Below are 13,217 nucleotides of genomic sequence, written 5' to 3' on the forward strand. Positions count from 1 at the left end.
AGTCAGCGAGCGCCCACCTCGGCCATCGCGGCTGTGCTGAAGCGCAGCGTGGCTGCGAAGCCATGGCCGCCATCCGCTCGTGGCAGTCCGTCACCCAGTTCGAGTACCGCATGGGATAGCGTGGCGATGCGGGCGACGATGGACAATCCCAGTCCGCAGCCTTCGCTCTCCACTTCGCCGCGCACAAAGCGGGCACTCAGTTTTGCGCGCAAGTCCGGCGCCACCCCGGGCCCGTCGTCCGCGACGGTGAGCGTACAGGCCGGGCCACTGCGTGCGAGGCGCACTTCGATGCGCGCGCCTTCGCCCGCATAGCGCAAGGCGTTGTCCAGCAGGTTGCGCAGCGCGATCTGCAGCCAGGCCGCCGTCACCGCGATCGAACAGCCCTCCGCTGCCTCGACGATCAGTGATTGCGCGTGTCGCGCTGCCTGCGGCTGCAATTCGGCGCATACCGCTGCGACGATCGCGGCCGGATCCAGCGGCGGCGGGGCGCTGCCCTGGCTGGCCGGATCGACCCGCGCCAGCGTCAGCAATTGCGCCACCAGATGCGTCATCCGGTCCACCCCTGCGACGACCTGCGTCAACGCGTGCTGCTGGCTATCGGACGTTTGCGCGCGCTGCGCCACTTGCGCCTGGATTTTCAATGCCGCCAGCGGGGTGCGCAGCTCGTGCGCGGCATCGGCGGTGAAGCGGCGTTCGTTTTCAAACGCCTCGGTGACGCGCCGGATCAGGGCATTCAGCGCCGTGCGCAGCGGCGCGATCTCGTTCGGCAGGGCGAGCGACGCATCAAGCGGCACCAGGGCTTGTGCATCCAGCGCACCGACCTGTCGCGCCAGTGTATTCACCGGCCGCAAGCTGCGGCCCACCCCCCACCACACCGCCAGCGCCATCAGCGGCAGCGCCAGCAGGGCGGGAATCAGCAGGGACAGGCCGATTTCACGCGCCAGGCCTTCGCGCGAGGCGTGTGCCTGCCCCACCACCACCTGATATTCCGCATCCTCATCCAGCACCGTATAAAAGCGCCAGCGCGCACCCTGGTAGGGGTGTTCGCTGAACCCCGGGGTCATCGCCGCTTCAAATCCGCCGCGCCCGTTTGACGTGACCAGACGCAGCATTTGCCCGTGTTTGCGGTGCCACACTTCGAATGCGATCGGTACGGAATCGGGGCGGTGATGCTCGTGCAGTTCCTCGACAAAATGCTCGACTTCCCCGCCTGCCACGATTGCCAGCAGGGTGTCGGCTACCTGCGTCAGCTGGGCGTCGAACAAGGCATCCGCTTCGTCATGCGCCCGCTGATACACCACCAGCGCGGACAGCAGCCAGATCGCCGCCACCGCGCTGGTCAGCAGCCACACCAGCCGGTTGCGCAGGGAATAGCCTGGCGTGCCGCTCATGGCTGGGGCGGTGTTGCCGAAGCGATATAGCCGACGCCGCGCACGGTGCGGATCAACTCGTTGCCAAGCTTGCGGCGCAAATGGTGGATGTGGACTTCGAGGGCGTTGCTGTCGACTGCGTCGTTCCAGGTGTAGAGCTGTTCTTCCAGCGTGCGGCGGGTCAGTACGCGGTCGGCGTTTTGCAGCAGCAGGTGCAGCAGATCGAATTCGCGCGGGGTCAGCTCAACCGGCAGGCCGCTGCGCGTGACCGTGCGCGCCGCCGGGTTCAATTCGATCTCCCCCAGGCTGAGCACCGGCTCCGAGCGGCCATGCGCGCGCCGCACCAGCGCGCGCAGGCGGGCGGCGATTTCGTCGAGATCGAACGGCTTCAGCACATAGTCGTCGGCGCCCAGATCGAGGCCGCGCACTTTGTCTTCCAGCTGGTCGCGGGCGGTGAGGATCAGCACCGGTGTCGCGTCATGGCGTCCACGCAGCCACTGCAAAACCGACAGCCCGTCGCGCTTCGGCAGCCCGAGGTCGAGCACCACCGCGGCAAAGCTTTCGGTCGACAGCGCGGCCACCGCGGCTTCGCCGTCGCGCAGCCAGTCGACCGCGTAGCCGGCCTGCGTCAGACCGGCCTGCAGCCCGTCGCCCAGCATCCGGTCGTCTTCCACCAACAATATGCGCATCGCTCGGTTTGACCCCTGGGCGTTATTTCGGAATGTTGACCGTGTCCTCGTCGAACACCCCTTGTTCCGCCTGCCGGTGGCACGCCGCGCAGTTGGCGGCAGACCCCACCGCCTTGCGCGACCACACCGCGCGTGAAACTTCGTCGTGCTTGCGCACAAACCAGCGGGTTTCGGTGACGCGCAACGGTGCATCCTTGGGCCCGATGTCACGCATCACCCGGTTGCCCATCCGGCTGGTGCCGGCATCAGCGGCGTTGGCTTCCAGGAAGCGCAGGATATCAGCCTGCGTGACTGGATCAAGGCTGGCGTTCTCGCCGAAGTGCTGGTCGAGTCCGCCCATGACGCGCCGCCACGAAGCCTTGGGCAGAAAGGCCGGCGCATACGCAATGTGGCAACTCGCGCATTCCTGTTGCCAGTTCTTGTGGGTCAGTTTCGGCAGCGTATCGCTGCCGCCATCGCCGCGCGCCTCGCCCGAAGGCGAGGGCAGTGAAAACGACAGCAGGCTGATCATGCCAACCGCTGTGACGACGCCGATGCCACGCAATAGATAGTTCATGGTCTGCTCCTTTTATTTGGTTTGATTCAGCCAGGCAATGAAATCGCCCTTTTCCTGCGCGCTGCATTCGCGTTGCAACACGTCGGTGCAGTTACGGCGAAACCATTTCTCGACCTTGGCCGCATCGGTGAAACGCTGCGGATTGGCCGCCGGCGCCAGCGGCTCGATCTGCTTGCCGACACGCGTGCGTCCGGCCTGTTTCGGATTGGCGGTATGACAACTGGCGCAGCTCACCATCGGGCCATTGCGTCCGGGATGTTCGGTGCGGTAGAGCGTTTCGCCGCGTGTGGCCGACAGCGCCGAAACCGGAACGCCCGCCGTTGCCGCGTAGTGCGCCATCAGGCTGGCCGGGCTGTCGGTGGCCCACGCGACGGTCGAGACCATGCCCAGCATCGCCAGGCTGTTGCGGAACAGAGACTTAGTCATGTTGCACTCCTTTTTCGGTCTGAAGGTATTGCTTGCCGGTGACCATGCTCTGCGCCACCCGCTCGCCGCGCAGCTGGTGAAACACCAGTGCCGCCAGATGCAGGCCGATGAAGCCCAGCATCAAGGCAAAACCGACTTCGTGCGGCTCGCCCAGCACGTCTTCCAGCCAGTCCGCGTTGCCCAGCCAGCCGGCGAGCGGGCCTGCCTGAAATTCGCTGGCGGCGAGCCCCAGCCCGGTGATGACCATGAGCGCCATGACGCCGTAGGCAAACAGATAGGCCAGACTGGCGATCGGGTCGTGTCCCGCGCGATGGGCGCTGGGCAGGCGCAGATTCCGCAGACTGTCTTTCCATACTGTGGGATGCCACAGGTCGCGCCAGCGTGCGCTGACCGGCCCCACCACGCCCCACAGCAGGCGCGTCAGCAAACCTGCCGCCAGCACATAGCCGCTGAGAATATGCAGTTCCCACAGGGTGTCTTCATAGGGACCGTGTTCAAACCATTCGGCCAGTTGGCTGGTGGCGATGAGCGCCACAATCGACAGGGCGATAACCCAGTGCAGCAGCCGCAGCAAGGGATCGAACACGCGGTGCGGATGAGGGGGTGAGTGCGGCATGACAGTCTCCTGAGAGGGGGAATGCCGCAGACTCTATGCGCGCAGGCTTAGGGGAACCTTAAGGCGGGCGTGTTTGCCGTCAGCCGGCTGGAAAGCTGGCTGCGCTTACAGCGCCTGGCGCGACGTGTATCGATACAGCTGGCGCTCGGTCAGCACTGCATCGAGCGGCATGTCCCACGGATCATGCGGCAGCGATTCGACCTGCTGGCATTCGTAGGCAATCCCCACCAGCCGCGGCTTGCGCCAGCTGCGGCGGTGCCGCATGAACGCCAGCGTCGCGTCGTAAAAGCCGCCGCCCATGCCGAGGCGATACCCCTCGTGATCGAAGCCGACCAGCGGCAGCAGCAACAGGTCGAGCTGGCGCGCCCGCAGCGGCCGCGCATCGACCGGCTCGGCGATGCCGAAGCGATTGCGGGTCATCCGCGTGTCGCGCGCCAGCCGGGCGAAGCGCAGCACGCGGCCGCGCTGCGGCAACACCGGGGCGTAGCATTCGCGCCGCATCAACTGAATCTGGGTGATCAAGAACTGTGCATCGAACTCGCCGCCGTGCGGCAGATACACGCCGATGCGCCGGGCGCGCAGCAACAGGCCGTGGCGTAGCGCCAGCCGTAAAGAAGCGTGCGCAGCCTTGCGGCGCGCAGCAGGGCTGTACGCATTGCGCGCAGATTTGAGTTGGCGCCGGAGGGCGGATTTATTCATGTCGGAAAAGAAGGGCTCCCCGCCTGTGCCGTGACGAGCCGCAGACTCTTGAACCGGGGTTCAAGACGGCCGCAATCAAAGGCACTTTGGGCACATGAAACGTGTCACGCGCACACCCGCACCGGAATAGACCGCAGCCTTGCACGTATGCATTGGTTCAGAGAAATTGCAGCCCATCTCGAACACCGCAGGGAGCAGCACCAGTTTAGAAGAGTTTGTCCTGATCTTCCAGTGCGGCATCGAGCAGCACGTTGCAATGGGTGATCCGGGTGCGCGCCTCCTCGATCAGGCCGCCGCCGCCCTGGGTCAGCAGGTCGTGCGCCAGATTGAGCCCCGCCATGATGGCGATGCGCTCGGCGCCGATCACCTTGCTGTTGTCGCGGATCTCGCGCATTTTTTCGTCCAGATAATCGGCCGCCGCGATCAGCGCCGGTTCTTCCTCGCGCGAACACGCTACCTTGAAGGCGCGGCCGAGAATATGAATGTCGATCGAGCGCGGGCCGGCCATCAGTTGTCCTCCGGCAGGGTTTGGAGCAGCGACTGCAGCCGGGTTTTGGCGGCTTCCAGACGGCTGGTCAGCTGTTTGTTGTCTTGCTGCGTGGTGAGCAATTGCTGGCGCAGCGCGATGTTGTCGCGCCGCAGGTAGTGGCACAACTCGGCCACCTGGCGGATTTTGGCTTCGAGGGTTTCGAGTTCGGCGTGCATGGCCGCGACTATAGGGGGCGCTTCGCGCACGGTCAATCGCGCCCGGATATAATGCGCGGCTTCAGGTGCCGACGCAGCTTTCCGCTGCCGAGGATAAACGGGAAACAGGTGTGCAGTCTGACTGCCAAGCCTGTGCTGCCCCCGCAACGGTAAGCGTTGTTGTACGGCGTTTCACACAGCCACTGTCGCAAGATGGGAAGGCGAAACGCCTCATGCGCGAGCCCGGATACCGGCCTGAGCCCTGTCGATTGATGACAGCGGATCGTGCAACGCGCCTGCGGGGAACCAGGTGCCCCAACCGGAAACTCATCATGCGTCAAACCCGACTCGCGCTCGCCCTGGGCGTTGCTTTCATTGCATCCGCCCAGGCGGAATCCCTGCCGGAATTCGTCGGCGACACCATTGTCGTGACGCCCACCCGGTTCGCAGAGCCCGTTCCGCCCACGCCCGGTAAACTGATCGTGATTACACAGCAGGATATCGAGCGGACACCTGCTACCAGCGTCCCCGATCTTCTGGCGGGGACCGATGGAACAATGGTGACGCCGCTTTACGGCGCGCTCGGTATTGATTCCTCGGTCAGCCTGCGCGGTTCGGGGAGCGGCGGCACGACGACCAGCAACACGCTGGTCCTGCTCAACGGCCAGCGGCTGAACTCAATCGATTCGGGGTCGATCGACTGGTCGCTAATCCCGCTGTCGAGTATCGAACGAATCGAAATCATGCCAGGCAGTGGAACGGTTTTATACGGTGATCGCGCCACCGGTGGCGTCATCAACATCATCACCAAGAAGTCGGCTGACACCCACTATGTCAGCGCAGGCGTCGGCAGCCACGGCCTGCGCGAGCTCAGCATGCAAACCGGCGCCTCTGCTGGGTCGGTGGATGGGAGCCTCTATTTCCAGTACGGCGCGAGCGATGGCTGGCGCACCAACAGCAATCAGGAGCGCTACTCGCTGGGCGGACGCGTCAATTTTCTGAACGAGACAGACAAGCGCGCTTTCGTCGAGCTTGCCGCCTTCCAGGAAGATCTGGGCCAGCCTGGCGGCCTGTGGAGCGCGGAATATGTTGCCGATCCAACCCAGTCGCGCCACCCGCACGACAGTTCGGACCGCAAGGGTTTCCGGATTCGTCCCGGCTTCGAAATCGATCTCTCACCCGACGCCAGGCTCGATGCGGATATGGTTTTTTCGCGTGATGAACGCAGCGGGTACAGCGATCCGACCAATCCGGTCGAACAAACTCGCGACCTGTCGCGCGACTTCGTGTCGTTCAGCCCCAAGCTCAGGATCAGACATTGGCTCGGCGGCTTGAGCAACCATGCCACGGTGGGGTTCGACTACTATCGCGGCACGACCGACAGCCTGACCTCGCCGACTGGGCATCAGGCCTACACCCAGGCCGCCACCCAGACGAGCAATGCCGTGTATGCCCAGAACATTACCGATCTCAGCGAGCGCCTGGCGCTGACGCTTGGCGTGCGGTCCCAGCGACTGGATCAGTCTGCGAGCCAGTCGGAGTACACAACCTACTCGGGCTGGTACCGGCCGGCGATGGCTGGCCATTCCGTCGATACGCGCGAGGCTTACGAGGCCGGCCTGAGCTATCGTGCCGGCGACTGGAAGGTCTACGGCAGAGTGGGAACGTCCTACCGCTTTCCCAATACCGATGAACTCTATGGGCTGGATCCGATCACCTTTGATCCGGTCTTTGTCTTCGGCCTCCGACCCCAGCACGGGACGACCTATGAAATCGGTGGGACCCAGGAAATTGGACTCGGCCGCCTTGGATTCAGCGTCTATCAACAGGATCTGAAGGACGAGATCACCTCGGACCCCAATGGCGGCAATATGAACATTCCCAGGACCCGCCGTCTGGGAACCGAGCTGAGCGCCAATCTCAAACTGACCGACGCACTGCGCGGAAACCTCGGCGTCACGCTCGAAGACGCGGAGGTTCGGGCTGGCGTCTACGCAGGACGAACCGTACCTTTGGTGCCGAAGGTGCAGGCGAGTGCAGGCGTGACCTGGAGCAGGCGCGCTGCAGCGGCCTATTCCGCGCGGCTGAATCATGTCGGCAAGCGCCGGTACGGCGACGATTATGCGAACGCGGCGGGCTACCTTGCCGGCTACACCAAGCTGGATCTGATGGCGAGCTGGCGGATCCGGGATTGGCGGCTGGATGCCAAGATTCTCAATGCGACCGACAAGAAATATGCGGCCTACGGTGGCTATGGCTTCAACACGACCACCTTTGCGTGGGACACGTTCTACTATCCCGCCGACCAGCGGACGTTCGGAGTCAGTGCGCGCTACGATTTCCACTGATCCTATGTGTTGCCGGTTGGTGTGAGGCCGAATTGAAAAGGAAAAAGTATGGCTGATTCGCAACGTGCTGCCGACAAAGACGCAAGCCAGGGGCAATCGAAAAATCAGCGCCACGCCGCCCGCATGGCAAAGAAAAAAACCGTCGTCGACGCCGCCATCGCCGCGGCCACCGACGAACACGGCCTGCTCATCGTCATCACCGGCAACGGCAAAGGCAAGAGCACCTCGGCGTTCGGCACCGTGGCGCGCGCGCTCGGTCACGGCATGAAAGTGGGCGTGGTGCAGTTCATCAAGAGCCGCACCGACACCGGCGAGGAAGCCTTTCTCGGCAAGCACGCCGAATGGCACGTCACGGGCGACGGCTTCACCTGGGACACGCAGAACCGCACGCAGGACATCGCCACCGCGCAGCGTGGCTGGGCGATCGCGGCGCGCATGCTGGCCGATCCGTCGTATCGGCTGGTGGTGCTGGACGAGCTGACCTATCTCTTGAGCTACGGCTATCTCGACAGCGACACGGTGCTGGACGCGCTGGCGCAGCGGCCGCCGATGCAGCATGTGGTGGTGACGGGCCGCGCCGCGCCGGATGCGCTGATCGAACTGGCCGATACCGTGTCGATCATCGCCGATGAGAAACATGCGTTTCGTGCCGGCGTGAAGGCGCAGCCCGGCATCGATCTTTGAACGCCGGACAAGAGCGCCTGATACGCCTTGTTTGTCGGAATTTTTTACGCCCGCGAGCGGGCTTGAAACTCAAGCCATTGTTTTTGCTTATGGAGTACGTATTGGCACATAATCTGCATGAATAAATGCCGTGCGTAAGCGGCACATAAAACATAAAGTAAAAAACCGGAGGAGTGTTCCATGCGTGCCAAGCCTAAACAGATAGCCCTTGCAGTCATTGCCGCGCTGAGCAGCCCGTCGGCGTTCGCATTGGTCGGCGGCAGCGTCGATTCCAACCTTGCGACCTCGCCTTGGGCGGGCGTGGGTGCGATCACCATCAACGGCGGCGTCTATTCCGGCGTGCTGATCGACAGCCAGCATGTACTGACGGCCGCACATGTGGTGAATAGTCAGGCGGGCACGCCGGGCAACGTCAGCTTCACGCTCAATGCCGGTGATCTGACGCAAGTCCTCGGCGCCGCGGCGATCACCGTGTATCCAGGATTTACCGGCACCAGCCCCGGCGCAGACGGCGTCTGGCACGACGATCTGGCGATTATCACGCTGGCGGCCCCGGTGGCCGGCGCGGTGCCGACCTATGGGCTGTATGGCGGCAGCCTGAGCGGACAGACGCTTACGCTGGTGGGCTATGGCGGTGGCGGTGACGGGGTCAACGGCGTCACCAGCGGTGCCAATGCCAGCGTCAAGCGGGTGGGTCAAAACCGGGTCGATTTGTTGCTGGTGGACGATGACGGCGGGTCGAGCGATGAAGTCTTCGTGTTCGATTTCGACGGACCGACGAAAGACACGAATTATTTTGGCAATGGCAACCAGCCGTTGAATCAGACACTGGGTGCGACGATCGAAGCGCAATACGCGGGTGGCGATTCAGGCAGCCCGGTATTCGTCGATGACAACGGCGTGTGGAAGATCGCTGGCATCGGCACCTTCAATGGCAGTACTGACCTGTCCAGCAGCAATGTGCTGTTTGGCTCCATCGGAGGCGGCACGATTGTGGCGCCCTACCAGACCTGGATCGAATCGACGGTAGCGGCTCCAGTACCTGAACCCCGGACCTGGCTGATGATGCTGGTAGGGATGGGGTTGGTGGGTGCCATGGTGCGCCGTCAAAGTTAACGCACATCGCCCGCACGACAGCAGGTAACAGATTTCCGTTGGTCATCAACACGTAACAGAACTGCCATACAACGCAGGCTTCGTCCAAGCGGAGTCCTGCCGTGCGTATCCTGATGGTGTCCGACGTGTATTTCCCGCGCGTTAATGGCGTATCGACTTCGATCCAGACTTTGCGGCAGGCGCTCGACAGGGCGGGCCATGCAAGCGTGCTGGTGGCGCCGCAATACCCCGCTGCGCAGCCAGAGGCCGACATCGTGCGGGTGCCGGGCTGGCAGATTCCGCGCGATCCGGAAGACCGGTTGATGCATCCGCGTGCACTGGCCGCCGCGCTCGATGCCCTCAACCCGGCCGATTTCGATATTGTCCACATCCACACGCCGTTCCTGGCGCACCGCGTCGGCGTGCGCTGGGCGCGCAAGCACAAGCTGCCGTGCGTCGAGACCTATCACACGCTGTTCGAGGAATACTTCCACCATTACCTGCCGTTTTTGCCGAAGTCCTGGCTGGCGGCGGCGGCGCGGATGATTTCGCGCAAGGAGTGCGACGGCGTCACTGCGGTGATCGCGCCGTCGTCGGCGATGAAAAGCGCGCTGATCGGCTATGGCGTGTCGAGCCCGATCCACATTATTCCCACGGGCCTGCGGCTGGCCGACTTTTCCGCGTGCGACGGCGCGGCATTTCGTGCCAGGCACGGCATAGCGCCCGAGCGTCCGGTGATTGCCTGCGTGGGCCGGGTGGCGTTCGAGAAGAACCTGGAGTTTCTGTTGCAGGTAACTGAAGTCACCCGCCGCAGCTTGCCCGATGTGCTGTTCGTCATTGCGGGCGAAGGGCCGGCGCGCGCCTCGCTGGAAAAATCGGCGGCCCGGCGCGGGCTCGGCGACAACGTGCGTTTCATCGGCTATCTTGAGCGTCGCACCGAGTTGCCCGGCTGTTACTGCGCGGCGGACGTATTCGTGTTCGCATCCAAAACCGAAACCCAGGGGCTGGTGCTGCTGGAGGCGATGGCGCTCGGCGTGCCGGTGGTGGGGCTGGCAGAAATGGGAACCAAGGATGTGCTGCAGGAAGGCGAGGGTTGCCGCATCGCGCCGGACGATGTCGAAGGCTTTGCGCGGGTGCTGACCCCGCTGCTGGCTGACCGCACGGCCGCGCAGCAACTGGGCGAAGCGGGCAAGCACTACGCAGCAGGCTGGAGCGAAACGAAAATGGAAACTTCGATTCTGCAGCTTTATCATGCACTGGCTGCGCCGGACGGCCGGGTGCGGGATAATCCCGCACTGGCTGCATCGTGAGCGGCCAGGGTCCTTCAACCCCGCTCATCAATCCAACTCCGGGATGCCCATCATGGACAAAGATATTCAGAAGTACACCGATATTGCGGCTGCCTATGCGACCGAAGCCGGCCTGAAAGTTCTGGCCGCGATTGTTTTCTGGATCGTTGGCCGCTGGTTGATCGGCCTGGCCGGTCGCATGCTGCAGCGCGTGCTGGAAAGGCAGAAAGTAGACCCCACGCTGATGCGCTACATCGGCAGCTTCCTCGCCGTCACGCTGAATATCGTGCTGGTGGTCGCCATCCTCGGCTACTTCGGCGTGCAGACCACCACCTTCGCCGCACTGGTCGCCGGTATCGGTATCGCCATCGGCGCAGCCTGGGGTGGGCTGCTGTCCAACTTCGCCGCGGGCGCCTTCCTGATTGTGCTGAAACCGTTCAAGGTGGGCGATTTCATCAGCGCCGGCGGGCTCACCGGCACGGTCAAGGAAATCGGCCTGTTCGCCACCTCGATCAACACCCCCGACAACGTGTTTTCCATCGTCGGCAACAGCAAGATCTTCGGCGACACCATCCAGAATTTCAGCGCCAATCCGTTTCGCCGCGTCGAATTGAAATGCCAGCTTGCCGGCAACGCCGATCACGTGTCGGCGATGGAGCTGCTGCGCAGCAAGTTGCAAACCATTCCGAATGTGGTCGCCAGTCCGTCGGTCGAAGTCGAGATTCTCGAATTCACCCTGGTCGGCCCGGTGCTGGCCGTGCGTCCGTTCTGCCACACCGATCACTACTGGCAGGTGTATTTCGACGGCAACCGCATGATCCGCGAAGCGCTCGCCGAAGCCGGCTTCCCCGCGCCGATGCCCGCACAACTGATGCTGACACGCACGGCCTGATTCGCGCGGCCGGATGCAAAGCGCCGCCAGTACGGGGCGCTTTTTTCATCCCTGCATTCGCGCCCGGCATGCGGCTTGACCCGGGTGGATGGCAATGCAAGCATGTCCGTTGACATCACCTTGACCGCCCGCTGCCTTGAACCTGCCTGCTGCGCCTTATGTCGGACGCTTCGCCCCATCGCCCACCGGGCCGCTGCACTTCGGCTCGCTGGTCGCGGCGCTGGCGAGCTGGCTCGATGCGCGCGCGGCCGGGGGGCGCTGGCTGCTGCGGATGGAAGACCTCGATCGCCCGCGCTGCGTGGCGGGTGCGGCCGATACCATCCTGCGCCAGCTCGAAGCCTATGGGTTGCAGTGGGACGGCGCGGTAGCGGTCCAGTCGGCGCGCGACGACGCCTATGCGGCCACGCTCGACGCGTTGATTTCCCAAGACCTGGCTTACCCCTGTGCCTGCACGCGCGCCCAACTGGCGCAGGCGCCACGCAATGCCGAGGGCGAGATCGTTTATCCCGGCACCTGCCGAAATGGTCTGCCCGCCGGTGCCGCGGCGCGCGCCTGGCGGCTGCGGGTGCCGCCGGGGACGGTCGCCTTTCACGATCGCATCCACGGCGATCTTGACCAGGATGTCGCCCGTGAAGTCGGCGACTTCATCATCAGGCGCGCCGACCAGCTGTTCGCCTACCAGCTCGCCGTGGTGGTGGACGATGCCTGGCAGGGCGTCAGCCATGTCGTGCGCGGCGCCGATCTGCTGTGGAACACGCCGCGCCAGATCGTGCTGCAAACCCTGCTCGGCCTGGCCACGCCTGCCTATGCCCACGTTCCGCTCATCACCAACGCCGCCGGGCAGAAACTGTCCAAACAGACACTGGCCCCCGCCTTGCCGCTCAGCGGCCAGAGCCGCGTGCTGACGCAGGCGCTTGCAGCGCTCGGGCATCCCGTTCCCGACGAATGGGCGGGTGCTGCCCCTGCCGAACTGCTGGCGTGGGCGAGCGGGCAGTGGCAGATCGAACGCGTGCCGATGCAGCCTGCCATTGCCAAGCCCGCGCCCTGACGGGACAATCGGCATCCCGATTACTGCTTACCGATTACCGTCATGGCTCAACTCCCTACCGCCGTCGAACAGGTTCTGCGCGTACACGCAGGCTTCATCCATGCCGTAGTCAATGCCCTGCGCGACCGCAGCCAGCTGCCCGACTTGATGAAGCAGCTCGAAGCCGCCGAGCAGGCAGGCTGGCCGCACCTGGTCGGCGCAATTCGTCATGTCATCAACGGCCGCCGCGATCCGTCGATCAAGCTGGGGCTGGACGACGAAGACACGATTCTGATCGACGCCATCCTGCTCGGAATCGACAACCCGGCCACCCTGCCACCGCTGAACGCCCAGCCCGACGGCAGCAGCGCCGCGCCGGGCCTGGCCTCGCTGATCGACGCTTCGGCGCGCGGCGACGCGCAGGCCATGGCGGTGCTGGCGAACATGGCCGAGCAGATGGTGCGGGCCGGCGGCGACATGGCCTTGCTGGGCGGCCGCATGCGGCGGCTGGTCAACGGCGAGCGCGATACCGAACAGTTGATCGCCGGCATGGGCGGGCTGGGGCGCGAACTGGTGATCAGCGTGCTCGATGAGCTGGCCAAGCTGCGGCCCCAGTAAATCAAGCGCGGCAAGCCTTTTGACAGCCGCGCCGGGCATCGGCTAAAATGCGCGGCTTTTCGGCGTCCTGTGGTTTGGGCGCTTTACGAAAAAGGTGATGTAGCTCAGTCGGTTAGAGCATCGGATTCATAATCCGGGGGTCGGTGGTTCAAGTCCACTCATCACCACCACATTCCTCACTGCTGCTTTGGCGGCAGTCTTTGCCCCCAGTCTATTCACTGTCC

15 protein-coding genes, 1 tRNA gene, 1 other RNA gene and 1 riboswitch are annotated in these 13,217 nt (G+C 64.1%); of the genes, 8 read left to right on the forward strand and 9 right to left on the reverse strand.

Features of this window, described 5'->3' with window-relative positions:
- Window positions 1-2: 2 nt before the first annotated feature.
- The 9 genes from IV098_RS02420 to IV098_RS02460 form a co-directional block, all read right to left on the reverse strand.
- Window positions 3-1,391 (reverse strand): ATP-binding protein, encoded by a 1,389-nt coding sequence (locus tag IV098_RS02420; RefSeq protein ID WP_296886087.1) that lies wholly within the window; start codon window positions 1,389-1,391, stop codon window positions 3-5.
- Window positions 1,388-2,059: a response regulator gene (locus tag IV098_RS02425; RefSeq protein WP_296886089.1), complete on the reverse strand. Its 672-nt coding sequence runs from the start codon at window positions 2,057-2,059 to the stop codon at window positions 1,388-1,390. Before IV098_RS02425 ends, IV098_RS02420 begins: the two co-directional genes overlap by 4 nt.
- Before the next feature lie 22 nt (window positions 2,060-2,081).
- On the reverse strand, window positions 2,082-2,615 hold the full coding sequence (locus IV098_RS02430; RefSeq protein ID WP_296886091.1) for a diheme cytochrome c: 534 nt from the start codon (window positions 2,613-2,615) through the stop codon (window positions 2,082-2,084).
- A 12-nt stretch (window positions 2,616-2,627) separates the two neighbouring features.
- On the reverse strand, window positions 2,628-3,041 hold the full coding sequence (locus IV098_RS02435; protein ID WP_296886093.1) for a DUF1924 domain-containing protein: 414 nt from the start codon (window positions 3,039-3,041) through the stop codon (window positions 2,628-2,630).
- Window positions 3,034-3,657 carry a cytochrome b/b6 domain-containing protein gene (locus IV098_RS02440; RefSeq protein WP_296886095.1) on the reverse strand — a complete coding sequence of 208 codons (624 nt, stop codon included), beginning with the start codon at window positions 3,655-3,657 and terminating at the stop codon, window positions 3,034-3,036. Before IV098_RS02440 ends, IV098_RS02435 begins: the two co-directional genes overlap by 8 nt.
- A 105-nt stretch (window positions 3,658-3,762) precedes the next feature.
- Window positions 3,763-4,356, reverse strand: a complete 594-nt coding sequence (locus tag IV098_RS02445) for a 5-formyltetrahydrofolate cyclo-ligase (RefSeq protein ID WP_296886097.1) — start codon at window positions 4,354-4,356, stop codon at window positions 3,763-3,765.
- A gap of 12 nt (window positions 4,357-4,368) precedes the next feature.
- A non-coding RNA gene (gene ssrS, locus IV098_RS02450) (6S RNA) lies at window positions 4,369-4,553 on the reverse strand.
- A gap of 8 nt (window positions 4,554-4,561) precedes the next feature.
- The gene (locus IV098_RS02455) at window positions 4,562-4,864 is read right to left on the reverse strand and encodes a cell division protein ZapA (protein WP_296886099.1); all 303 of its coding nucleotides are present in this window, start codon (window positions 4,862-4,864) and stop codon (window positions 4,562-4,564) included.
- On the reverse strand, window positions 4,864-5,091 hold the full coding sequence (locus tag IV098_RS02460) for a hypothetical protein (RefSeq protein WP_296886101.1): 228 nt from the start codon (window positions 5,089-5,091) through the stop codon (window positions 4,864-4,866). Before IV098_RS02460 ends, IV098_RS02455 begins: the two co-directional genes overlap by 1 nt.
- A 16-nt stretch (window positions 5,092-5,107) precedes the next feature.
- Window positions 5,108-5,314, forward strand: a riboswitch (cobalamin riboswitch).
- 58 nt (window positions 5,315-5,372) lie between these two features.
- On the opposite strand from IV098_RS02460, the gene IV098_RS02465 reads away from it, so the two are divergent.
- The 8 genes from IV098_RS02465 (at window position 5,373) to IV098_RS02500 (ending at window position 13,163) form a co-directional block, all read left to right on the forward strand.
- Window positions 5,373-7,388 carry a TonB-dependent receptor gene (locus IV098_RS02465; protein ID WP_296886105.1) on the forward strand — a complete coding sequence of 672 codons (2,016 nt, stop codon included), beginning with the start codon at window positions 5,373-5,375 and terminating at the stop codon, window positions 7,386-7,388.
- Window positions 7,389-7,436: 48 nt separating this feature from the next.
- Complete coding sequence (gene cobO, locus IV098_RS02470; protein ID WP_296886107.1) at window positions 7,437-8,072, forward strand: cob(I)yrinic acid a,c-diamide adenosyltransferase; 636 nt, start codon at window positions 7,437-7,439, stop codon at window positions 8,070-8,072.
- 180 nt (window positions 8,073-8,252) lie between these two features.
- On the forward strand, window positions 8,253-9,188 hold the full coding sequence (locus IV098_RS02475) for a PEPxxWA-CTERM sorting domain-containing protein (RefSeq protein WP_296886109.1): 936 nt from the start codon (window positions 8,253-8,255) through the stop codon (window positions 9,186-9,188).
- A 101-nt stretch (window positions 9,189-9,289) separates the two neighbouring features.
- A complete protein-coding gene (locus IV098_RS02480; RefSeq protein ID WP_296886110.1) occupies window positions 9,290-10,477 on the forward strand; it encodes a glycosyltransferase in 1,188 nt (395 codons plus the stop codon).
- Window positions 10,478-10,529: 52 nt separating this feature from the next.
- Window positions 10,530-11,348, forward strand: a complete 819-nt coding sequence (locus IV098_RS02485) for a mechanosensitive ion channel family protein (RefSeq protein WP_296886112.1) — start codon at window positions 10,530-10,532, stop codon at window positions 11,346-11,348.
- Between the two features lie 142 nt (window positions 11,349-11,490).
- The gene (gene gluQRS / locus IV098_RS02490) at window positions 11,491-12,396 is read left to right on the forward strand and encodes a tRNA glutamyl-Q(34) synthetase GluQRS (protein ID WP_296886322.1); all 906 of its coding nucleotides are present in this window, start codon (window positions 11,491-11,493) and stop codon (window positions 12,394-12,396) included.
- A 42-nt stretch (window positions 12,397-12,438) separates the two neighbouring features.
- The gene (locus IV098_RS02495; protein ID WP_296886114.1) at window positions 12,439-12,993 is read left to right on the forward strand and encodes a hypothetical protein; all 555 of its coding nucleotides are present in this window, start codon (window positions 12,439-12,441) and stop codon (window positions 12,991-12,993) included.
- 93 nt (window positions 12,994-13,086) lie between these two features.
- A tRNA-Met gene (locus IV098_RS02500) sits at window positions 13,087-13,163 on the forward strand.
- Window positions 13,164-13,217: the final 54 nt, after the last annotated feature.

The sequence above is a fragment of the Thiobacillus sp. genome (genome assembly GCF_018780105.1).
Taxonomy (GTDB): Bacteria; Pseudomonadota; Gammaproteobacteria; order Burkholderiales; family Thiobacillaceae; genus Thiobacillus.

Coding starts and splice junctions, on each gene's coding strand:
- IV098_RS02430 (WP_296886091.1), bottom strand. CDS start 2,615: ATGAACTATCTATTGCGTGGCATCGGCGTCGTCACAGCGGTTGGCATG.
- IV098_RS02455 (WP_296886099.1), bottom strand. CDS start 4,864: ATGGCCGGCCCGCGCTCGATCGACATTCATATTCTCGGCCGCGCCTTC.
- cobO (WP_296886107.1), top strand. CDS start 7,437: ATGGCTGATTCGCAACGTGCTGCCGACAAAGACGCAAGCCAGGGGCAA.
- IV098_RS02495 (WP_296886114.1), top strand. CDS start 12,439: ATGGCTCAACTCCCTACCGCCGTCGAACAGGTTCTGCGCGTACACGCA.
- IV098_RS02485 (WP_296886112.1), top strand. CDS start 10,530: ATGGACAAAGATATTCAGAAGTACACCGATATTGCGGCTGCCTATGCG.
- IV098_RS02445 (WP_296886097.1), bottom strand. CDS start 4,356: ATGAATAAATCCGCCCTCCGGCGCCAACTCAAATCTGCGCGCAATGCG.
- IV098_RS02475 (WP_296886109.1), top strand. CDS start 8,253: ATGCGTGCCAAGCCTAAACAGATAGCCCTTGCAGTCATTGCCGCGCTG.
- IV098_RS02420 (WP_296886087.1), bottom strand. CDS start 1,391: ATGAGCGGCACGCCAGGCTATTCCCTGCGCAACCGGCTGGTGTGGCTG.
- IV098_RS02435 (WP_296886093.1), bottom strand. CDS start 3,041: ATGACTAAGTCTCTGTTCCGCAACAGCCTGGCGATGCTGGGCATGGTC.
- IV098_RS02425 (WP_296886089.1), bottom strand. CDS start 2,059: ATGCGCATATTGTTGGTGGAAGACGACCGGATGCTGGGCGACGGGCTG.
- IV098_RS02465 (WP_296886105.1), top strand. CDS start 5,373: ATGCGTCAAACCCGACTCGCGCTCGCCCTGGGCGTTGCTTTCATTGCA.
- IV098_RS02440 (WP_296886095.1), bottom strand. CDS start 3,657: ATGCCGCACTCACCCCCTCATCCGCACCGCGTGTTCGATCCCTTGCTG.